The organism is Arthrobacter sp. P4_H3, from assembly GCF_056400885.1.
Genome location: NZ_JBFUKK010000025.1, coordinates 1 through 21,664, shown reverse-complemented (window position 1 = coordinate 21,664; position 21,664 = coordinate 1). Strand labels below are relative to the sequence as shown.

The following is a 21,664-nucleotide window of genomic DNA, read 5'->3' as shown; positions in this document are numbered from 1 at the left end:
CCTCACACTTCAGAAGGAACCCCATGACTTCCACAGCACTGCCCGAGACCGCGACCGACCGCGACCTCATCACCGCCCGGCACCTCATCAACGGCGAATGGCTGGGCGAAGCCGGCACCGAACGGATGAACCCGGCCCGCCCGGGCGAACTCGCAGCCCTCGCCCCCAGCGGCACCGCAGCGGATGTGGACGCAGCCATCACCGCCGCCGCGGCAGCGCAGCCCGGTTGGGCCGCCATGCCCGCACCGTCCCGCGGCGCCATCCTCATCGCCGCCGGCAACCTGCTGATCGACCGCCAGGCCGCCATCGCCGAGGACCTGGTCCGGGAGGAAGGCAAGACCCTCGCCGAAGCCAAGGGAGAGGTCAAGCGCGCCTCGGACGTACTGCGCTTCTTCGGCTCCCTCGGCTGGGCCGCCACCGGCGAAGTCCTGCCCAGCGGCCTTCCGGACACCACCATCACCACCCGGCGCGAACCGCTCGGCGTCGTCGGACTCATCACGCCGTGGAACTTCCCCATCGCCATCCCGGCCTGGAAGACTGCCCCCGCCCTGATCAGCGGCAACGCCGTGGTGATCAAGCCGGCCGAGCTCACCCCGCTCTCCGCCACACACCTGGCCCGTGCGCTGCAGGACGCCGGACTCCCCGCCGGCGTGTTCAACGTGGTGCACGGCAAGGGCCGCGTGGTGGGCGACGCACTGGCCCGCGACCCGCGCATCGCCGGCCTTTCCTTCACGGGTTCCACGAACGTGGGGCTGGGCCTGCAGGAGATCCTGAACGCCCGCCGCGCCCGCGTCCAGCTGGAGATGGGCGGCAAGAACGGCGTCCTGGTCCTGGACGACGCCGATGCACGCAAGGCAGCCCACGTGGTGGCCGCCGGGGCGTTCGGCCTCACCGGCCAGGCCTGCACCGCGACGTCCCGCGTCTATGTCACCCCGGGCATCCGCTCCGCCTTCCTCGACGCCCTCACCGAGGAAGCCGCCGCCTACACTCCCGGCGACGGCATGGACACTGACGGTCCGGACGCTGTCCGGATGGGGGCCGTGGTGAGCAGCCAGCAGCACGCACAGAACACCGCGGCGGTGCGGTCCGCCGTCGAACGCGGCGCCACGCTCCTGTCCGGTTCCGGGATCCTGGACGGAACGCACGACGGCGACGCGGACCGTCCGCTGTTCTTCCCGGCCGCCGTGCTCACCGGACTGCCGTTCGACGACGCCGCCGTGACCGAGGAGATCTTTGGCCCGGTGGTGGCCGTCCTCGAAGTGGCCGACTACGAGGCCGGTCTCGCCGCGATCAACGATTCCCCTTACGGCCTCACCGCAGGCATCTGCACCGATTCGCTGGCGCTCGCCACGGACTTCGCCGCGCGGGCCCAGGCCGGCGTGGTGAAGGTCAACCGGCCGACGGCGGGCCTGGACCTGAACGTGCCGTTCGGCGGTGTGAAGGACTCCTCCACCAACACGTTCCGCGAACAGGGCAAGTCCGCACTGGACTTCTTCACCTGGGGCAAGACCGTTTACACCGGTGTGTAGCGCGCCGTGACCTACGTGATCGCGCAGCCGTGCGTGGATGTGAAGGACAAGGCCTGCATCGAAGAATGCCCGGTGGACTGCATCTACGAGGGCGAACGGTCGCTCTACATCCACCCGTCCGAATGCGTGGACTGCGGCGCGTGCGATCCGGTGTGCCCGGTGGAGGCCATTTACTACTCCGACGACGTCCCGGACGAGTGGGTGGATTACGTCCGGGCCAACGTGGAGTTCTTCGAGGAACTCGGGTCGCCCCAAGGTGCCTCGCCCCTCGGGAACCTGGGCCGCGACCATCCGGTGATCGCAGCCCACCCCGTGGCCGAACCCGCCCACTAGTTGAGCGCGAACGGACACTTGAGGCCCGCTCCGCAAGCGCGAACGGACACTTGAGCCCCGCTCCGCAAGCGCGAACGGACACTTGAGCCCCGCTCCGCAAGCGCGAACGGACACTTGAGCCCCACCCGAAAGGACCGCCGCTCCCTCAGACCCCAACTGAGGGAGCGGCTTTTTCGTGCGCCGGCGACGAGTGATGCCAACCGTGCCCGACGACGTGAGCCAAGTGCCGCCGTCGTGCGTCAATGCCGTTGCCGCAGGCAAATATCGCCCAGACTCTGGACTCTTGGGCGGGGGCCAATCAGACTGTCTACAACAGCTGGCCCGGCAGGCCGGAATTACCCGTATTCAAGCCGGCAGGGAATGTGCAGCTGCATCAATTGGGACTTTACCGCGATGCCTGTTCCATAACCCTGAAAGGACCTGGCCATGCCGGACTTGTCAGCATTCTTCCCGCTAATTGCCGCCCTCATTGGCGCGATTGTCGTCATAGGCTTTATATGGGTGGCAATAAAACTGATGTGGAAAGTGGCTGAACCCAACGAGGCCCTCATCATCTCGGGCCTGACCCGCGGAACCCTTGAAACCCGGGCCGGAATGGACTTCAAGATCGTCACCGGCAAGGGTGCACTGGTATTTCCTGGGCTTCAGACGGTGCGCACCTTGTCGCTCACCTTGAATGAAACAGAGCTCAAGGTTTCCTGTGTTACCTCGCAGGGCATCCAGGTGATTGTTGAAGGTGTGGTGATTTACAAAATCGGCGACGCCCCGCCGTTCATTGCAAATGCGGCCAGGCGTTTCCTGGGTCAGCAGCCCAAAATGGAAAGCCAGGTGTACAACGTTTTTGAGGGCCACCTGCGGTCGATCATCGGCAGCATGACGATGGAGGAAATCATCCGCGAGCGGGACAAGCTTGGCTCGCAGGTCCGCAGCGCCAGCGGCGTGGAGATGGAGAAGCTGGGCCTGGTCGTGGATTCGCTCCAGATCAAGGACCTGCAGGACCCCACCGGGTACATCCAGAACATCGCCAAGCCCCATATTGCCCAGGTGAAGATGGAAGCCCGCATTGCCGAGGCCACCAGGAACCGCGAGGCCGCCGAGAAGGAAGCGGAGGCGGCTGCCCTCATCGCCGACGCCCAGAGCGTATCGGCCATCCGGCAGTCGGTGGCGCAGGCCAATGCCGAGCGGGCAAAGGCCAATGCCGCCCAGGCCGGTCCGTTGGCCGACGCAACCGCGCGCCAGCAGGTGGTGGTCCAGGAAACCGAAGTGGCCAAGCTTGAGGCGGACCGCGAGGAGCAAAAGCTTCAGACCACCATCCGCAAGCCCGCCGACGCCAAGGCCTATGCCAAGCGGACGGATGCGGAAGGCCAGAAGGCTGCCGACATCAGTGCCGCCGAGGCGCTGGCCCGCCGCACCGAACTCGAAGCCCAGGTGAACGCCCGGCGGACGGAACTCCAGGCCCAGGCCAATGCCACGGCTGCCGCGGCCGCTGCCGGCGCCACGAAGGTCACCGGCGAGGCGGAAGCCGCGGCCACCAGGGCACGCGGTGATGCTGCCGCGTCGGCCATCAAGGCCAAGGCACTCGCGGAGGCTGAGGGTATCAAGGCCCGCGCCGAGGCACTCGGGACCAACCAGGACGCCGTCATTTCGCAGCAGCTGGCCGAGAACATGCCGGCCATCATCGCCGCGGCAGCCGAACCGTTCTCGCATGTGGGCCAGATGACGGTGCTGAACGGCGGCGAAGGGGTCAACAAGATGCTCGGCGGGATCCTCGCCCAGGTGGGCGACTACCTTCCGGCCCTCTCCTCCGCGCTGAAGAACTCCCGGAAGAGCTCCGCCCAGGGCGACGGCAGGCCAGCGAAAGCCCCCGATGCATAAAAACGTCGACCGCAGCCTTACCGGAAAGATCGGACGGGTGACCGGGCGCATCGGCCCGGGCACCATCGGCGAGGTCATGCTGCCGTATCTTGGCGGCATCATGGCCTTCCACGCCCACCCGTTCGACAAGGCCAGTGTGTTTCCGGTGGGCGAGGAAGTGCTGGTCATCTACTTTGATCCGCCGCAGACGGTCTACGTGGACGAACTGCCGGAGGTGTTGAGGCACGACGGCGGGCGCTGAGTGAGGGCGGCAGCGGGCTACTGCGATCATGCCTGTTGCAGTCAGAACCGCCACACCGAGTACGGAACGCTGGGCAGGTTTCCGGCCATCCACGGGCGGTCGGACTGCTCCCGCGGGAGCTGTCCGCGGCCGTCGCGGACGACCACCACCACCGTGCCGATGACCCCTACGAGGGCAACAACGGCAAGGAAAAGAAGGACGACGACGATTGGCCCGGACATTTCTGGAACACCTCTTGCTTCCAATTTTACGGCGATCTGATCCGGCTGCCGATGGACCCGCGCGCCCAGATCTGCACTCTGGTTCCCCGACGGTTTAATCCCGCAAGCCCGGACGTCTAGACGGCTGACAACACCGGGCGTATCCTGATTTTCCATCGCCACTGGGGGGTGATTCGGATGGGCGGCACTTTGCGTGATCGTTGCCTCGCTACCTCGCGCCCATTCCTGCTCGCCGTCCTGCTGACCGTTACCTGGTTGGCGTGGGCCGCTGGCTCCGCGAATGCCGCATCCGAAGACCCGAACCTGCTGGGCGCGATCGAGCAGGCAACCGTTTCAGTGCTTCAGGACGCCGGGAACACGCCCGCACCGGCGCTCCAGGATTCTCCAGCCCAGGCCGCCGCTGTGCCGTTTCCGGTCTCCGGCACGGCGGCGGCCGTGGTCGACGGCACGGCGGCGGCCGTGGTCGACGGCACGGATCCGGTGCCCGGCGAGGCAACAGAAGCTGTGACAGTTGGGGTGAACAGGGCCGCCCCGCCGCTCACGGACTCACTCGCCGACACGGTGGTTGGCGACACGGTGGTTGTCGACACAACCACGGAAACGGTGGCCGGCACTGTCGACACAGTGGGCGGCACAGTCGTCTCGGTGGTCGACTCGCTGGCGCCGGCTTTGCCGGGCGTTCAGGTTCCCACGCTTACAGTTCCGGCGCTGCCGGTCCCCACGCTGCCTTTACCCACGCTGCCGCTTCCCACCGTGACTTTTCCAACCGTTCCGGTACCGCAGATTCCGTTGCCGGAACTACCGGTGTATTTGCCGGAAGTGACTGTTCCCGGGCGTTCACCCGTTACCACCGTGCCGCCGTCGGGCTTCCACCCGGCGCTGGCCACACCTGCCGGCGTCGGCCTTGAGGCAACTGCCCATGCCGGTTCGCAGGCGGCCAAGGACACCGCCGCCGCTCCGCAGCAGGCCCGGCGCGCGGTTTCGCCGTTGGAGTTCCTGGCGAATACGCAGGCGCTGCGGGCGTTGGCGGCAACCATTGGCTACGTTGTTTCGGCAGCGCCCGCGCCGGCAAACGCGCCGGAGCCCGAACAGGTGTTCCGCTTCGCTGCCCTGCAGAACCAGTCCGGTTCCGCGTCCGCAGGTACGGGCAGTGCCGGCGCCGAGGCTTCGGCCGATGTCGCGGCGTTCTGGAACATTCGGCACGATGCCCGCAGCGGCTTGATGCCGGACAGAGCTCTGATCCCCGTCGCGGGCCCGACGTTTGATCCGGGGTCTTCCCCCGACTGAGCAGGCCACCTCTGCGCTTTTCAGGCAGAGCATGGCCATCCACGCCGTCGTCGGCGTAAAGGAATCAACACTCAGTCAGGAGAAAAGTCATGTCCATCTACACCCAGCTCTTCAGCGCCGCCCCGATCGTCCGTTCCGCGCCCGCCCGTGCTTCCATCGGCAACTGGCCCGACCCCATGAACGCGAGCATCGGGTGGTGGCCCAACACCATGAAAGCCCGCATCGGTAACTGGCCCGACCCCATGAACCCGATGGTCCGGGCCGGTTCGGCGGCCAGCCGCTGACCCGCAGCTGGTCCGGATGTTGTCCCGCGCCCGTCTGGGGGTGGTACGGGGCAGCATCCGGGCCCTGCAATGCTCTCGAGCTGGTCCTTGAGGACGAGCTACGGCACCCCCGGCGGCGAGCGCCGCCGTCGTCGTGCTTCAACTCAGCCCGGCTGTTAACCCAACCTTCTACTCCCCGTCATTCCCGCTCCCCCGGTAGGCAACACGCCCCGCGCACCGTGGAGGGGTGAGGATCGCAATCGTTGCTGAATCATTCCTGCCACTGATGAACGGGGTTACGCACTCCATCCTTCGGGTGCTAGAGCATCTGCAGGAACGGGGCGATGACGTTATGGTGATCGCCCCGTCGACTCAGGACACAGAGGTCCTGGATGTGGTGCACGGCGCGTTCGTGCACCGGCTTCCATCGGTTCCGCTGGCCGGGTACACGAACGTGCGGGTGGCGTTGGGCGGTGTGAACCGGGTCAAGAGAATCCTTGCCGATTACGCGCCGGACGTTGTCCACCTCGCGTCACCGTTCGTGCTCGGCTGGCGGGCGGTGCAGGCGGCTCACCAGCTGGGGATCCCCACTGTGGCCATCTACCAGACCGAGGTTCCCAGTTACGCGGCGCGCTACGGGGTGCCGTTCATGGAGAACTGGGCCTGGAACCGGGTGGAGAACATCCATCTGCTGGCGTCCCGGACGCTGGTGCCGTCCACTTTCGCGCTGAACCAGCTGCGCGGCCGCGGTGTACTGCGGGTGGACATGTGGCGGCGCGGTGTGGATACCGCGCGCTTTGCGCCGGGAAAGCGCGACGACGCGTGGCGGGCCTCCGTGGCCCCGGGCGGCGAGCGGATCATCGGCTACGTGGGCCGGCTCGCCGTGGAAAAGCAGGTGGAGGATCTGGCCGTGCTGGCCGATGTGCCAGGCACCAGGCTAGTGATCGTCGGCGACGGCCCGCAGCGGGAGGCGCTGCAGGAAGCCCTGCCGAACGCCGTATTTGCGGGCTTCCTCGGCGGCGAGCAGCTGGCCAGGGCGGTGGCCTCCTTCGACCTTTTCGTGCATCCCGGCGAGTTCGAGACCTTCTGCCAGACCATCCAGGAGGCCATGGCATCGGGCGTGCCGGTGGTGGCCACGGGACGCGGCGGCCCGCTGGACCTGGTGGAGAATTCGCGCACGGGCTGGCTGTACAAGCCCGGCGACCTGGCCGGCCTGCGTGCGCACGTCATGGACCTGATGGGCGACGACGCCAAACGCCGCGCGTTCGCAGCGGCAGCGCACGCCTCGGTCCAGGGGCGGACGTGGCCGGCGCTGAGCGCGGAGTTGGTGCGGCATTACCGGGCTGTGATGGCCGGCGAACGGGTGGCCGAGCCCGTGCCCGCGCCTGTGCCCGCATCGGTGCCCGCCGCAAGCCGCCGCGTTCCGGTGGCCGCGCCTGTCCAAACCAAAAGAGGAGTGTCCCTGTGAGAATTTCCGTGATCGGCTGCGGCTACCTCGGTGCCGTGCACGCAGCAACCCTGGCGTCGATGGGCCACACCGTGGTGGGCATCGACGTCGACGCGGCCAAGGTGGACCAACTGGCCCGCGGCTTCGCCCCCTTCTTCGAACCGGGCCTGGACGAGCTCCTGCAGGACGGCCGCGCCACCGGCCGCCTCACGTTCTCCACGGATATCGCTGCCGCGGCCGGCGCGCAGGTGCACTTCCTCTGCGTGGGTACGCCGCAGTCCAAAACGTCCGACGGCGCCGACCTCAGCTACCTGGTGTCCGCCACCGAAAGCCTCCTTGCGCACCTGGCCCCGCGCTCCGCCGTCGTGGGTAAGTCAACGGTCCCGGTGGGGACGGTCGAGATGCTGGCCGGCATCCTGTCCGGGCGCCCGGACGTGCTGCTCGGCTGGAACCCGGAGTTCCTGCGGCAGGGCACCGCGGTGAAGGACTCCCTGGTGCCGGACCGTCTGGTTTACGGCGTTCCGGGAGGAAAGGCCGCGGCGTTTGAACCCACAAGCGGGGCGGGCCGCGGCGTGACGGCGGCGATGGACGCCGTCTACGAGCCGCTGCTGCGCGCCGGGATTCCGCGGCTCGTGTGCAACTTCGCCACAGCGGAACTGATCAAATCGGCCTCGAATGCGTACCTTGCCACGAAAGTCAGCTTCATCAATGCGATGGCCGAGCTGTGCGACGCGTCCGGCGCGGACGTTACCGAACTGGGTGAGGCGATGGGCCTGGATCCGCGGATCGGCAGCCGGTACCTGCATGCCGGGCTGGGGTTCGGCGGCGGCTGCCTGCCCAAGGACATCCGCAGCTTCCGGGCACAGGCCGCGGCTCTCGGAGTGGCTTCGGTGGACGAATGGATGGGGGTGGTGGACGCCATCAACCTGGGCCAGCGGCACCGGACGGTGGAGATCGCCGCGGAGCTGTGCGGCGGCTACCTGGCCGGCCGAACGGTGACGGTGCTGGGTGCTGCGTTCAAGCCGGCAACGGACGACATCCGAGACTCCCCCGCCCTGGACGTCGCCCTGCAGCTCGCCGCGGCCGGCGCCCACGTGACGGTGACGGATCCGAAGGCCGTCAACAATGCGTGGATGCGGTACCCGCAACTGCGGTTCGAGAAGTGCACGGACCGGGCGCTCGAGGACGCCGAGCTGGTGCTGCTGCTGACTGAGTGGGACGAATACCGTTCGCTGTCGCCGCTGGTTGCAGGCGCGCTGGTACGACGGCGGACGGTGCTGGACGCACGCAATGTGCTGGACGTTGCGGAGTGGCAGGCGGCGGGCTGGACCGTCCGCGGGCTGGGGACGGGGGCCAACCCGGCCGTCGAACCTGCAGAATTCGGACATCCAGAGGTGCAAATCCCCTACCTACGAGATTGACAAGGTGGGGTGAATCGGCGGCTCCTATATCCTTTCGGGGCGTAGCTGAGTTCTGCCTCGTGAGTAAAGCATTGCGCGTAACTACACGGCAGCTGGACCGACATTGTCGCCCCTCCCCTGTACCTTAAAGGCGTGAGTACACTCAGTGCCGCCTATGCCGCCGACCGTCTGGCCAGAGACAGCCCTGCGTGGTCACTGTTGCGCGGGCGAAACGCCGCAGCTGCTGTCGCGCTCCTTGGCAGCCATCTGGCGGGCGACGTTCGCCGCCGGCCGGCGCCGGAGGTCTTCGAGCTCATCGACGGCGACCTGCAGGAGCTGAGGGATCATGGCTTTGATCTCCCTCAGACAGCACAGGCCTACTGCGCAGAATGGCGCACCGAGGGCATCCTGATCCGCCGAGCGTCGGAGGAATTCCGCGAGGAAACTTTGGAGCTGTCCCAGGGGGCGCTCTCCGCAATCCACTTCGTCACCCAGCTTGCCGAACCCAGGCAAGCTGTTACGGAGTCACGACTATCCAACATCTTCGCAGCGCTTCGGCAGCTTGCGCAGGATACAGATCCGAGCGTCACGTCCCGGCTCGCCGCCCTCAAGGCGCAGCAGGATCGGATAGCGGCTGAAATTGAACGGGTCCATGCCGGGGATTTCGAGGTGCTCAGCGCAGACCGGGCGCTTGAACGCGCGCGGGAACTGCTCGCTCTGGCGGATGAGATTCCCAGCGATTTCGCCAGGGTCAGGGCTGAGCTGGAATCAATCAACAGGGATCTGCGCGAACGGCTCATCAGCCAGGAGGGTTCGCGGGGCACCGTGCTGGAGGACATATTTCGCGGCGTTGACCACCTCTCCGAGTCCGAGGCGGGCCGCAGCTTCAATGCCTTCTTCTCCATGATCCTGGATGCCGAACAGAGCACCGAGTTTGAAGATTCCGTCGCCAGCGTCCTCGAGCGCGACTTCGCTGGAAACCTGACGGCACGCCAAACCCGCTTCCTGCGCCGTATGCTGCCCCAGCTGCAGGATCTCAGCGGCGAAATCCACGAGGTCATGACAAACCTGTCCCGTAGCCTGCGCCGTTTTGTTCAGAGCCAGGACTTCCTGGAGGACCGGCGCATCAACGAGCTGCTTCGGGCCTCACTGCGCGACGGCGTGGAGCTCGGCAGCCAGATCCGCGTCTGGCAGCCGACGGGGCTCAGCCTCGATCTGACCTCGGTGCCGCTGGGTTCCGTCGCGGCGTTCAGCCTGCACAACCCAGCGGATTCGGAAACTGTGACGCTGGTGGAGAGCCGGCCGCCAGAGCCTGTGGACCTGCGCGAGCTGCGCGAACTCGCCCGGGCCTCGGAAATCGACATGAAGGAGCTGGTCACGAACGTCAACGACGTCTTCCTGCGTCGCGGAGCCGTCACCATCCCCGAAGTCCTGGAAGATCATCCGGCCACCCAGGGGGTGGCTAGCGTGGTAGGCCTGCTCGTGCTGGCGGAGGCCCATGCCAAGGCGCTCGATGGCGATGAGCCGGTCCGCTGGCAATCCTCCCGTGGCGTGGCTAGGCACGGTACGGTTCCCCGGTACCTGTTTACGAAGAAGGTGTCATGACATCAATGGTGGACCAACCAGTGCTGGGCAGTTCCGTATTGTGGGAAACGGACACCGGCACCTTGCGCGCCGATTCGCGTCGCGCACTGGTGCAGCTGCTGCGCGGGCCTTACCTTTCCGCGGCCCGACACGGTAATCTGTGGGCTGCCCTGCTGAACGATGAAGCAGAAATCAGATCGCGGCTGGCAGACGCCTACCTCGAGCTGGTGGTCGACGCCGAAAGCCAGCTGGCGTTCGCAAGGAACGTCAGCTCGCCGGATGCCGACGCACCCAAAGTCATGCGAAGCCATCCGCTGACATTCATGGACACGGCCGTTCTCCTGCATCTGAGGCAGGAGTTGCTGCACGGCAACGGAAGTGAGCGCGTGATCGTCGGCAAGGACGAGGTTGCCGACCAATTGCAGGTGTACCGCGGCGCGGACGACTCGGATCCCGCAGGCTTCGCCAAGAGGATTAACGGCTCGTGGACGAAGATGGTTGGCTACGGCATTCTTGCCCCGACCACCACCGAAGACCGCTTTGAGGTTTCCCCGGTCCTACGACTAATTTTCGGTGCCGACGAGATCGCCGCAGTACAGGCCGAGTACCGGCGGCTCGCCGGACGGGCCGAAGATGCCGGTAGTCCAGGGCCTGCATCTGCTGGGCGCATGGAAGAAGGATCACCATGACCACTGAGGCGCTCCCGGGCCTGGACTTCGGCGGCGACGCGGCCGCTCTTCCAACGCTGGAACCGCTGCCGGCCGGTTCAATGCAGGCGGGCCAGTGGCGTTTGGACAGCGTGGAGCTGATCAACTGGGGGACATTCCAAGGTCACCACCGAGTGGATGTCTCCCGCGAGGGCTTCCTAATCACCGGGCACTCCGGCTCTGGAAAATCGTCCATGCTGGACGGGATTGCCGCGGTACTAACTCCCCGGAAGTGGCTCAGGTTCAATGCTGCCGCGCAAGACGCATCAAGCCGCGGAGAAGACCGGTCCATCGTCAGCTACATCCGCGGTGCGTGGCGGCGGCAGGCGGATGAGGTCACCGGCGAAGTAGCCAGCGATCATCTGCGTGCCGGCGCCACCTGGAGCGGCATCCTGCTCCGCTACCGGAACGGACTCTCCCCGGAGCCTGTCGTCCTCGTGAAGCTGTACCACCTCAAGCGGGGCAGCAACTCTCCCTCCGAGGTCAGCGAACTGCACGTCCTGTTGCAGGAGGACGTCTTACTGACCGCCTTCCAGGAGTATGCCCGGAACGGCCTGGAGACCCGCAAGATCAAGTCCCGCTGGCCAGAGGCTGCCGCTGTGACAGACCAGCACTCCGCGTTCTCCAGAAAGTTCCGGAACCTCCTGGGAATCGCCAGCGACAATGCCTTGCTTCTGCTGCACAAAACACAGTCGGCCAAGAGCCTGGGCAACCTGGACGAATTGTTTCGCAATTTCATGCTGGATGAACCGGCCACATTCAAACTGGCCAAAACCGCCGTCGACCAGTTCTCCGAGCTCGCCGAGGCACATCGGCTGGTGGTGGAGGCCCGGCGGCAGGTGGAGCATCTTGAGCCGCTCGCTGCCCTCTGTGAGAACTACGAGCAAGGCACTGAGACCATCGCGCGGGCCGAGGGACTGCGCCAGGCCCTTTCGCCGTTCAAGGATGACTGGAAGCTGAGCCTCGCCCGGCAGGAAACCGAGGCGGCGGAGCTGAAGCTGAAAATCGCGGAGGGCGAGCTCGCCGCCGCCACGGCAGCCATCGCCGAAGCCGACAAGATGTACTCGCTGGCACGGGCGCAAGTGGAAAGTAGCGGCGGCCAGGCTCTGGCCCAGCAACGCGAGTGGCTGAACCTTGCAGAAGCCCGAGAGCAGGACGTACGGGACCGGCAGTCCGAACTGGCCGGCGACCTCGCTTCGGTGGGCGTAGCCTTTCCCTCCGCCCTTGAGGAATTCGAAGAGCTGCGGGCAACTGCCCGGCGCGAGCGTGAGCAACTGGAAACGGCGCAGGCTGAGGGCAATGGCGAACTGCTGAAGCTGCAGGACTCGCGCTCGGACTTGGCCCGCCGCCGGGAGACCCTGACCGGTGACATCCGGACCTTAAGCCAGCAGTCCTCCAACATGGACAGCCGCTTCCTGAATGCCCGGCAAATAATCTCGGCCGCCACGGGACTGCCGGTGTCTTCTTTGCCCTTCGTGGCCGAGCTGCTGCAGGTCAAGGGCGAGTATTCGGACTGGACCGGCGCCCTTGAGCGCGTTCTGCGTCCGTTGGCCACGATCATGCTGGTGCCTGCGGTGCACGAATCCGCTGTGTCCGCTGCCATGGACAGCCACGACCTGGGAACTCGGCTCGTCGCTGAGGCTGTCGGCGGCCAGGCGGAAGCCCCGCGGACCGCCCGGTCGGCCCGGTCCCTGATCCACCGGGTGGAGGTGCAGGAAGGTCCGATGGCCGGCTGGATCCACAGCCAGCTTTCCCGGCTGTATGACTACGAATGCGTCGACGAGCCTTCCGAGCTGAAGCCCTTGGAGCGGGCAGTGACCAAGGCCGGGCAGGTAAAGCGTACCCGGACGCGCTACGAGAAGGATGACCGCCGGCACGTCGGTGACCGGGAGTTCTGGGTCTTAGGCTTTGATAACCAGGCCAAGGTGGACCATCTCATGGGTCTGCTCAAGGCGGCGTCGGCGGCCTGGGAGGCCGTTACGGCCAAGATCACCCGGGCCGAGCGTATGCGCGAAGCCGCCAGACGCCGGGTTGAGGCGCTCAAAGTCCTGGACCGCCGCGACTGGGCGGACCTGGATGTTGCTGCCGCAGAGGACGCCCGGAAGCATCAGCAGCAGCGCCTTGACTCCCTGCGTGCTGCCAGCACCGACCTCCGTCTGGCCGAAAAGGCTGAAAAGGAAGCAGCCGCAGACCTGCGGGCGGCGAAGGAGCATGAAACCGTCAGACGGGCCGCCGTTGCAGGGCATCGGAGCGAAGTCGAGGGCCTTTCCGCGGTCATCAAGGCACTCACGACGGCGGACCGCCCGGCGGTCACTGAGGCTGACGCAGCGGAGTTGGAACAGCGCTTCCACGCCGTCCGCCGAAGCATCACGCACTCATTGATTGACGACGTCGCGCTGAAAGTCAGCGGCAGGCTAACTGAGGAGGAGAACGCGGCCCGCGGGGCAGCCCAAGCCGCCGAGCGGCACATCGTATCCATCCAGAACGCCTTTCTCACGTCCTGGCCCTCGGCAGCCGCGAACCTGACTGCGGAGATCGGCGACCGCGGCGGTTACCTTGCCATTCTGACGAAGCTTCGCGCTGACCGCCTGCCTGATTTCGAGGAGAAGTTCTTTGAGCTGCTCCAGAACCAAGCGCAGCGGAATGTCGGCCAGCTGCATAACGAGATCCGGCGGGCACCGGCCCAGATCCGGGAGAGGATTGATCCCGTCAACCGGTCGCTGCAGCGTTCCCCCTTTGACCAGGGCCGATTTTTGAAGATTATGGTCAAGGACAATGCCTCCTCGGCCAAGGCGCAGTTCATGCAGGACCTCCAGACCATTTCCGCCGGCTCATGGGCTGACGAGGACCGGTCGGTGGCTGAGCAGAGATTCGAGGTCATGAACCGACTGATGAAGCGGCTATCCTCCAGCGAAGCCGGGGACCTGAGCTGGCAGAAACTTTGCCTCGACACCCGCCTGCACGTGCGGTTCACCGGCATCGAACTCGACGAATCCGGAACCACCGTGAACATCCACGATTCGAGCGCAGGACTGTCGGGGGGCCAGCGTCAGAAGCTGGTAATCTTCTGCCTGGCCGCGGCCCTCCGTTACCAGTTGGCCGAGGATGAGGACGACACTCCTCGCTTCGGAACGGTGATCCTGGACGAGGCCTTCGACAAGGCGGACAGCGCCTTCACCAAGATGGCTATGAACGTTTTTCTCGAGTTCGGATTCCACATGGTCCTTGCCACGCCGCTGAAACTCCTCCAGACGCTGGAGGATTATGTAGGCGGGATTGCCCTCGTCGTCTGCCGAGACTTCAAGGACTCCCGCGTCGGGGTCGTCTCCATCAACGACGGTGAGTTACGTATGGCCATCGATGAAGATGCCGGCTGATGGCACGCATTGCGGGGACAGCTAAACTGTCGCATCGGTGGGTCTCCGTGGACGCAGCGCGATCGACGATTGCGGCCAAGTATGAGCGGAACTTTGGTGAGTGGGCGGTTGGTGCCGCCACAGCGCTTGTTGACCTGCCGTTGCATCCTCCCACCGAGGCGGAGGCTCTTGCTGACCAGTCCAACGCCATTGACTGGGTCAAGTCCTGGCGTGAGGCCGGATCGGGAGCCGCCGCGGCCGGTGGCGCCGGACTCAGAGATTTCGTGGTGTGGGCAGAACGCCGTTGGACCAGCCTAGGCACGCAGAAGGTTCCCGACCGGGTGCGCCTGGAGGGCGCACCCGCTGTGGCGGCCTTTGCTCGGAAAGGCCAACACTGGGCAAGGATCGAACGGCGGGCCGCCGCACTCCTTTCCGCGTTTAGCACCGGCGAGCCGTTCGCGGACTGTGTGCGCAGGAATGCCAGGGCGATCTCCGAATTGGCCGACAAGGATTTCGACCGCCTGCTGCGGGTGCTGCGATGGCTTGAGCGGAACCCGGACTCTGGCCTATACATCCGACAACTGCCGGTCCGTGGAGTGGACACAAAATGGGTGTCCAAGAACCACCAACTGGTCGAACGGCTCTTTGGGGCCATCAGCGGAAGGGAATCACTAGGCCTTGCCAAGCCGCCGGTTCTAGTGCGCGTCAGGTTTCTCGACCCGGCTTTGCGCCCGGGCGGGCTTATGGATGTGTCGGCTCCGGTAGCGGAGTTGGCCGCAATGGACGCTTCACCCCAAACGGTATTTGTGTTTGAAAATCTGGAGTCGGTAGTTGCCATGCCTCCGGTCGCGGGGTCTGTTGTGATCCACGGTTCCGGGTATGCCGTTGACAGGCTTGCCAGGGTCCCATGGATCCGCGAAGGCAGGGTTATCTATTGGGGAGACCTCGATTCGCACGGCTTCGGAATTCTCAACCGCGTCCGGGCTGCGTGCATGGACGTCTCCACTGTGATGATGGATTTTGCGACGCTGACCGAGTTTGAAGACCTTTGCGTGGATGAACCAGTCCCCAATAGCGGCTCGTTGAGCCATTTGTTGCCCGATGAACTCGACGTCCTTGAGCATCTCCGAGTGAGGGGAAACATTCGGCTTGAGCAGGAACGAATCAGCTGGGCTTACGCATTACAGAAGTTGCTGGAAGTCGCCGACACGGAGGATTGAACAATCTTAATGGATTGATGGCCTTGGCCGTCCAGGTCCGTCATCGTAACTACGGGGGCCGTTCCGTATGACCGACGTTTTGGGCGTGGCAGCCAAAGTTTTGTTGCCGTGAATTCTTTGTTGCCATTTGCATGCGCTTTTTCATGTGACAAGCGGTCCTGATATTCGCACTCTATGATGTGCGGAGAGGAGGACATTCTATGAAGAAACGGCGGTCTCACGTGTTCTTTAGGGTGCTGTGATGGCGGTGCAGGAAAGCCAGGAACCAAGGGCATTTTCGGGCACTGATTATCAGGCGATCATCGATTCACTTCCGGACGCCCTTTTGGTGCTTGCCCGGAATGGCACCATCGTCCTCGTGAATGCCGCGGCCGAGCATTTGTTCGGGTACTCCCGGCAGGAACTTGTCGGCCGGGACCACCAGGGCATTCTTGCCGAGGGTTACCGCATGAGTTTCCAGCGCCTGTTCAAGGTCCTCCGCTCGGATCAGGAATCCGCAAACAGCTCACCGTTCGAGGCATACGGTCTCAGGAAAGACGGTACGGAGTTCAAGGGTGAGATCGCATGCGCGCTCCTGGATACGGGGGCTGGCCTGTGCATGTCTGTGTCGGTCCGGGCCATGCAGCATCGTGAGGAACCCGACGACGGGCTGCGCGAGGCCATGTCCCTGCTCAGCGCCACGCTCGAGTCCACGGCTGACGGCATCCTTGTTGTCGGTACTGACGGCCAGATCGCCGGTGTCAACGAGCAGTTCGTGTCCATGTGGGGCATTCCGCGCGAGTTGCTGGCCACGCACGACGACCAAGCGGTGATCAACTTCGTGCTGGGGCTCCTGGAGGATCCTCAAGGCTTCCTGGACAAGGTCCGCGACCTCTACTCCCACCCCCTGGCCGAGAGCAATGACATTCTGAAATTCATCGACGGGCGGACCTTCGAACGGTACTCGCGCCCACAGAAAGTGGCGGACAAGGTGGTGGGCCGCGTGTGGAGCTTCCGCGACGTTACGCCGCGGCTGACTGCCCAGGATCAGGCGAAGCGGGCCATGGCCGATCTCGCCGAGCAGGCAGCACAGCTCAAGGCGCTGGCATTCCAGGACCCATTGACCGGTCTTGCCAACCGCAAGCTGTTCAACGACCAGCTTGCCGAAGCACTCCGCGGCGACCGGGCCATCTCGGTGGATGTCCTGTTGCTGGATCTGGACGACTTCAAAGAGGTCAACGACATCCTCGGTCACCATGCGGGCGATGAAATGCTGACGGAGGTGGCGCGCAGGCTCCGTTCGTGTGTCCGTCCCGACGACACCGTTGCCCGTTTGGGCGGAGACGAATTCGTGGTGCTGCTGACAGCGTCGCCGGAACCGGATGCCGTCGCGGAACGCATCGTGGCGTCGCTGAATGTGCCGATGTGGATTGACGGGACCATGCTGCGCCCCAGCCTCAGCTTGGGCCTGGCCTCGGTGGGCCGCGATACTGTGGCGGGTTCCGAGCTGCTCCGGCAGGCCGACGTCGCCATGTACGCCGCCAAGGCCGCCGGCAAGAACCGGTACATGCGGTTCGAGGCGGACATGATGACGGCGCTGGTGCAGCGCACGGACATGGAAGCCGGGCTGCGCATGGCTGTAGACGGCGGTCAAATCTTCGTGCACTATCAGCCGGTCATTTCGCCGCGGCACGGTGAGGTGGTCCAGTTTGAGGCACTGGCCCGCTGGAAACGGGACGGGGAGCTGATTGCGCCCGGGCAGTTCATTCCGACAGCTGAGCGCAGCGGGTTGATCTCCGCCATTGGCCTGCAGGTTTTGCGGCACAGTTTCACCGAGCTGCAGCCCTGGCTGGCTGCGGACGCTTCACGCTCCGTAGCCGTCAACGTGTCGGGTGTGCAGCTGAAGGAATGCAAGTTCGCCGACAGCGTGTTGCAGCTGGCAGCCTCTTGCGGCGCCGATCCCCGGCAGCTGGTGCTGGAAGTGACGGAGAGCGTCTTCTTTGATCCGGATGCGCATGTGATCCTGCAGTTGGACCTGCTCCGTGACGCTGGTGTGCGCGTGGCGCTGGACGACTTTGGCACCGGATACTCCTCGCTGGGGCGGCTGCAGGATCTTCCCGTGGACGCCGTGAAGATCGACCGATCCTTTGTGTCCATGGTCCGCACCGGCGCGGAGAAACTGCCCATCCTGAACTCCATGATCAATATGGCCCACAGCTTGGGCCTCACGGTTACGGCGGAAGGCATCGAGACCACGGCGCAGGCGACCTACCTGACTAACCTGGATTGCGATTCCCTGCAGGGTTATCTGTTCTCCCACCCTGAACCCGAGTCCGGCCTGGAACTCGCGCTGCTCCGCTCGGCCGACGCCATCGACGAGATGCGGGGCGTCCGCCTCGAAGGCTGACCGGGGCGACGGTCCGACGGCTGCCTAGGGCGACGGCCGCCTGGGGCGACGGGGCCCGCACTAACCGTCGAGTCCCTCGACCACATCGATTCCGGTCAGGTCGTAACATGCCTGGCGCAGGGCTGCGAGGTATCCCATGGTCTCCGCCGATGCGGGCTGATTACTGGGATGCAGGATCTGACCCCACAGGATCCGCGTCGCGATGCCGGATTGGACCCGGATTTCCGGAGGGGCCGCTGCAGTGACCTTCTCCAAGGTCGCCATAGCTTCCTTCGGGGGAACGGTTCCCTCGTTGAGAACCTTGAAGCCTTGTTTCCACACACTGCAGACTTCGTCGGCGCTCATTGAGGGAACCGGCTCGGACTCCTGAGCATCCAGATCCGGCTTTTGAACAATAATGGACGGTAGATCCGAAGACGCGGCGGTGGGGTGCTCAAGAGCCTCGGCCAGAGCGGGGGCCGGACCGGACGCGTGTCCGGATGCCGCCGCGGAGGAAACCGGAGCGGAGCCTGGAGCGGTGGACGCCGCGGGCGCCGCGGGCGCTGCCACAGGCAGCGAGCACCCAACCAGCCCCAGCGCGATAGCAATGGCCAGCGCAGCGATGAACTTCTTCATGGTTCCCCCTCGTAGCGAATGTCACCACGCTATGAGGGCACGGGGGCAAGCGGAACGGAGGCCAAGCGATATGTGGATAACCGGGCCTAGGAATCCTGGGCTCGGCCCGTGAGCCTTGGGGGCGCGGCTAACCCTGAGTCAGCTTCGCTGGTCGATCTTGTCCGTGCTGACCAGAGCTTCACTTCTATCCCACAGTTTCCGCGCCAGCTGGGCGTCATAGGCCTGCTTGCTGGCTTTGGCCAGCGCCCGTTTGGCATAGTAGGCGCCGGGAACCCAGTCCTGCCCGGGCGTGGTGGTGGCGAGCCACACGAGCGTGTCTGCCCCCTGCTCCGGGGTCAGCATGAACCGCTTGATGAATGTCTTGTAGGCGAACCGGAACCAGCTCGTCGACTCCGCCGCGAAGTTGGTGGCCACGCCGCCCGGGTGGAACGCGGCCGTGGAAATGCCGGCTGCGTTGTACCGGTGGTGCAGCTCGGTGGTGAACAGGATGTTTTCGAGCTTGGCGGTGCCGTAGGCCTTGCTGGTGGAGTACTTGCCCGCGGCGTCAAGGTCATCGATATCCACGTACCCGAAGGCGTTCGCCGCGCTCGATGTGTTGATCACCGTCGCCTTGCTCGCCGTCAACACGTCCATCAGCGCGTTGGTCAGCAGGAACGGCGCCAGGTGGTTCACCTGGAACGTCTTTTCGTGGCCGTCCACGGTCAGTTCACGCTTGCCCATGATCCCGCCGGCATTGTTCGCCAGGACGTCGATCCGCGGATACTTGTCCCTCAACTCTGCAGAAAGCGTGCGCACCTGGGACAGGTCAGCGAAGTCGCACACGAAATAGTCAGCGCCTATCTCTTCCGCCACCGCCCGGGTCTTTTCAGCAGACCGCCCTACGACGACGACCCGCTCCCCTGCCTTCGCCAGAGTCCGCGCCGCGGAGGCTCCGATGCCGTCGCTCGCTCCGGTAATGACGATGGTCCGTGCAGCCATGAAGTGTCTCCCAATCGATGGTGGAGCGTGCCGCTAGCCGGCGTCCCGAGCCCAGTCAGTACAACGAGGGTGGCGCCGCTGGTGTTCCGGGACTGTCTGAATAACGGTGTGTGGGGTCCGGCCTGATCCGAAAGGAGACGGCCGTGTCAGAGTCCACGACCGAGATGACAGGGGTGATGATCGATCCTGTGACGGGAGAGATCATCGATCAGAAGGAGCTTGCGGAGCGGTTGCTCGCGCAGGCCAAGGAGCAGGGCGTGAGCCTGGTAGGCCCGGGCGGGCTGTTGAACCAGCTCACGAGGAATGTACTGGAGACCGCGCTGGAAGCGGAGCTGACCGAGCACCTCGGGCACGAGCATGGCCAGACGCCGATCGCAGCCAACATGGGCAACGGCACCAGGTCAAAGACCGTGCTGACCGAGATCGGTCCGGTCGAGATTGAGGTGCCCCGGGATCGGGACGGCTCGTTCGAGCCGGTGATCGTGCCCAAGCGGAAACGGCGTCTGGACGGGATCGACCAGATCGTCCTGTCGCTGTCCGCCCGGGGGCTGACCACCGGGGAAATCGCCGCACATTTCGAGGAGGTCTATGGGGCCAGGGTCTCTAAAGACACCATCAGCCGGATCACGGAGAAGGTTGCCGGGGAACTGGCCGAATGGTCGGCCCGGCCTTTGGATCCGATCTATCCGGTGCTCTTCGTTGACGCGGTCGTGGTCAAGGTCCGTGACGGGCAGGTGCGCAACACCGCGTTCTACGTGGTCATGGGCGTCACCGTGAACGGGGAGCGGGAGATCCTGGGCATACTGGGCCGGCGACGGCGGTGAGGGTGCCCGGTTCTGGCTGCAGGTGTTCTCCGAGCTGAAGAACCGGGGCGTGGAAGATGTGTTGATCGCTGTCTGCGATGGGCTCAAGGGCCTGCCGGAGGCGATCACGACCACGTGGGAGCGAACTGTCGTGCAGCAGTGCATCGTGCATCTGATCCGCAACAGCTTCCGCTACGCCGGACGCCAGCACCGCGACGGCATCGTCAAGGCGCTCAAGCCCGTCTACACGGCCCCGTCCGAGCAAGCGGCGAAGGACCGGTTCGCCGAGTTCACGGCCGAGTGGGGTCAGCGATATCCGGCGATCGTGCGGCTCTGGGAGTCCTCCTGGGCTGAGTTCGTGCCGTTCCTGGAGTACGACGTGGAGATACGGCGGGTGATCTGCACAACGAACGCGATCGAGTCGATCAATGCCCGCTACCGGAGGGCTGTGAGGGCTCGCGGGCACTTTCCGAACGAGGCTGCGGCGCTGAAATGCCTGTATCTGGTCACCAGGGCTCTTGATCCTACCGGCGGCGGTCGGGCACGCTGGGTGATGAGGTGGAAGCCTGCGCTAAACGCGTTCGCGATTACCTTTGCCGGCCGGTTCGAAAGAACCACTCAATAATGAAAACCGGCCGGACCCACACACCGTTTATCGGACAGTCCCGGTGTTCCGGCGACGCTCTCTCACTTTTTGCGGGAAATTCGCGGATGCTCTCTCAGTTTTCGGGGGATATTTCGTGGATGCTCTCTCAGTTTCCGTTGATTGACGACGGCGGTGGTCACCTTGGGTGCCCGGCCGGCCTGTGGAGGAGGTGAGAGGGGGTTGCCCGGAAGGGGCCCGGGATGTGCGGGAGGGTCCTGGTTTTTGGTGCAGGATGTGCGAGAGGGTCCTGGTGTTCCGTGGCCCGGGGTGTGGGTGGTTGAACGGGGTTTTGGGTTTGGCGGGGTGGTTAAAGTGGGAGAGCCTCCAGACTGTGTCTGGAGGCTCTCGACCTAATGGTTGTCCGGCGGTGACCTACTCTCCCACACCCTCCCGGGTGCAGTACCATCGGCGCTGTGGGTCTTAGCTTCCGGGTTCGGAATGGGACCGGGCGTTTCCCCCACGCTATGACCGCCGTAACCCTTCTACCCGGACCCCCGGCAGGTGCGGGGGTTGGGAAATCTGTGGTTACAACATTAGTGGTGTTGTTATTTAGTTGTGGTTGTGTTCCCTGCAACGAAACCGTGTGACGGGTTTGTTGTTTGGGAACCACATAGTGGACGCAAGCAGTCTTGTTTCTTTTTACCACCCCGGGGTGCGAACCCCTTTTGAAACGGGTTTGCGGGGGTGGTGTGTGGTGTAAGTTATCGGCCTATTAGTACCGGTCAGCTTCACGAGTCGTTAGTCCTCGCTTCCACATCCGGCCTATCAATCAA

Annotated in this window: 16 protein-coding genes, 1 rRNA gene and 1 pseudogene; 14 read left to right on the top strand and 4 right to left on the bottom strand. The window is 64.9% G+C overall.

The features are described from left to right. Positions 1-23 precede the first annotated feature (23 nt). The 4 genes from AC1DRE_RS22520 to AC1DRE_RS22505 all read left to right on the top strand — a co-directional run bounded on the left by AC1DRE_RS22520 (position 24) and on the right by AC1DRE_RS22505 (position 3,978). The gene (locus AC1DRE_RS22520; RefSeq protein WP_476986715.1) at positions 24-1,529 is read left to right on the top strand and encodes an aldehyde dehydrogenase family protein; all 1,506 of its coding nucleotides are present in this window, start codon (positions 24-26) and stop codon (positions 1,527-1,529) included. A 6-nt stretch (positions 1,530-1,535) separates the two neighbouring features. After that, entirely contained in the window at positions 1,536-1,862 is a 327-nt protein-coding gene (fdxA, locus tag AC1DRE_RS22515) for a ferredoxin (protein ID WP_476986714.1), read from the top strand. A 426-nt stretch (positions 1,863-2,288) separates the two neighbouring features. Next, positions 2,289-3,737: a flotillin family protein gene (locus AC1DRE_RS22510; protein ID WP_476986713.1), complete on the top strand. Its 1,449-nt coding sequence runs from the start codon at positions 2,289-2,291 to the stop codon at positions 3,735-3,737. Next, entirely contained in the window at positions 3,730-3,978 is a 249-nt protein-coding gene (locus tag AC1DRE_RS22505; protein ID WP_476986712.1) for a hypothetical protein, read from the top strand. Before AC1DRE_RS22510 ends, AC1DRE_RS22505 begins: the two co-directional genes overlap by 8 nt. Positions 3,979-4,019: 41 nt before the next feature. Here the strand turns inward: AC1DRE_RS22505 and AC1DRE_RS22500 are convergent, their stop codons facing one another. Further along, positions 4,020-4,199 carry a hypothetical protein gene (locus tag AC1DRE_RS22500; protein WP_476986711.1) on the bottom strand — a complete coding sequence of 60 codons (180 nt, stop codon included), beginning with the start codon at positions 4,197-4,199 and terminating at the stop codon, positions 4,020-4,022. Between the two features lie 177 nt (positions 4,200-4,376). Between AC1DRE_RS22500 and AC1DRE_RS22495 the strand changes: the two genes are divergently transcribed. The 9 genes from AC1DRE_RS22495 to AC1DRE_RS22455 all read left to right on the top strand — a co-directional run bounded on the left by AC1DRE_RS22495 (position 4,377) and on the right by AC1DRE_RS22455 (position 17,849). Then, positions 4,377-5,486, top strand: coding sequence for a hypothetical protein (locus tag AC1DRE_RS22495; RefSeq protein ID WP_476986710.1), 1,110 nt, complete (start codon positions 4,377-4,379; stop codon positions 5,484-5,486). 89 nt (positions 5,487-5,575) lie between these two features. Next, entirely contained in the window at positions 5,576-5,770 is a 195-nt protein-coding gene (locus AC1DRE_RS22490; RefSeq protein WP_476986709.1) for a hypothetical protein, read from the top strand. A gap of 226 nt (positions 5,771-5,996) precedes the next feature. Next, positions 5,997-7,217, top strand: a complete 1,221-nt coding sequence (locus tag AC1DRE_RS22485) for a glycosyltransferase family 4 protein (protein ID WP_476986708.1) — start codon at positions 5,997-5,999, stop codon at positions 7,215-7,217. Next, complete coding sequence (locus AC1DRE_RS22480) at positions 7,214-8,617, top strand: UDP-glucose dehydrogenase family protein (RefSeq protein ID WP_476986707.1); 1,404 nt, start codon at positions 7,214-7,216, stop codon at positions 8,615-8,617. Before AC1DRE_RS22485 ends, AC1DRE_RS22480 begins: the two co-directional genes overlap by 4 nt. Before the next feature lie 132 nt (positions 8,618-8,749). Then, positions 8,750-10,201 carry a DUF3375 domain-containing protein gene (locus AC1DRE_RS22475; RefSeq protein WP_476986706.1) on the top strand — a complete coding sequence of 484 codons (1,452 nt, stop codon included), beginning with the start codon at positions 8,750-8,752 and terminating at the stop codon, positions 10,199-10,201. Next, complete coding sequence (locus AC1DRE_RS22470) at positions 10,198-10,869, top strand: DUF4194 domain-containing protein (protein WP_476986705.1); 672 nt, start codon at positions 10,198-10,200, stop codon at positions 10,867-10,869. Before AC1DRE_RS22475 ends, AC1DRE_RS22470 begins: the two co-directional genes overlap by 4 nt. After that, positions 10,866-14,264 carry an ATP-binding protein gene (locus tag AC1DRE_RS22465; protein WP_476986704.1) on the top strand — a complete coding sequence of 1,133 codons (3,399 nt, stop codon included), beginning with the start codon at positions 10,866-10,868 and terminating at the stop codon, positions 14,262-14,264. Before AC1DRE_RS22470 ends, AC1DRE_RS22465 begins: the two co-directional genes overlap by 4 nt. Then, entirely contained in the window at positions 14,264-15,463 is a 1,200-nt protein-coding gene (locus tag AC1DRE_RS22460; RefSeq protein ID WP_476986703.1) for a Wadjet anti-phage system protein JetD domain-containing protein, read from the top strand. The genes AC1DRE_RS22465 and AC1DRE_RS22460 overlap by 1 nt, the downstream gene beginning before the upstream one ends. A gap of 241 nt (positions 15,464-15,704) precedes the next feature. Then, complete coding sequence (locus tag AC1DRE_RS22455; protein ID WP_476986702.1) at positions 15,705-17,849, top strand: putative bifunctional diguanylate cyclase/phosphodiesterase; 2,145 nt, start codon at positions 15,705-15,707, stop codon at positions 17,847-17,849. Between the two features lie 60 nt (positions 17,850-17,909). Here the strand turns inward: AC1DRE_RS22455 and AC1DRE_RS22450 are convergent, their stop codons facing one another. Both AC1DRE_RS22450 and AC1DRE_RS22445 read right to left on the bottom strand, forming a co-directional pair. Then, positions 17,910-18,464: a hypothetical protein gene (locus tag AC1DRE_RS22450; RefSeq protein ID WP_476986701.1), complete on the bottom strand. Its 555-nt coding sequence runs from the start codon at positions 18,462-18,464 to the stop codon at positions 17,910-17,912. Between the two features lie 138 nt (positions 18,465-18,602). Continuing rightward, positions 18,603-19,442: an SDR family NAD(P)-dependent oxidoreductase gene (locus tag AC1DRE_RS22445; protein WP_476986700.1), complete on the bottom strand. Its 840-nt coding sequence runs from the start codon at positions 19,440-19,442 to the stop codon at positions 18,603-18,605. Positions 19,443-19,618: 176 nt separating this feature from the next. Here AC1DRE_RS22445 and AC1DRE_RS22440 point away from each other — a divergent pair. Further along, positions 19,619-20,870: pseudogene (locus AC1DRE_RS22440) on the top strand (IS256 family transposase). A gap of 380 nt (positions 20,871-21,250) precedes the next feature. Here AC1DRE_RS22440 and rrf read toward each other — a convergent pair. Further along, a 5S ribosomal RNA gene (gene rrf / locus AC1DRE_RS22435) occupies positions 21,251-21,367 on the bottom strand. Positions 21,368-21,664 lie beyond the last annotated feature (297 nt).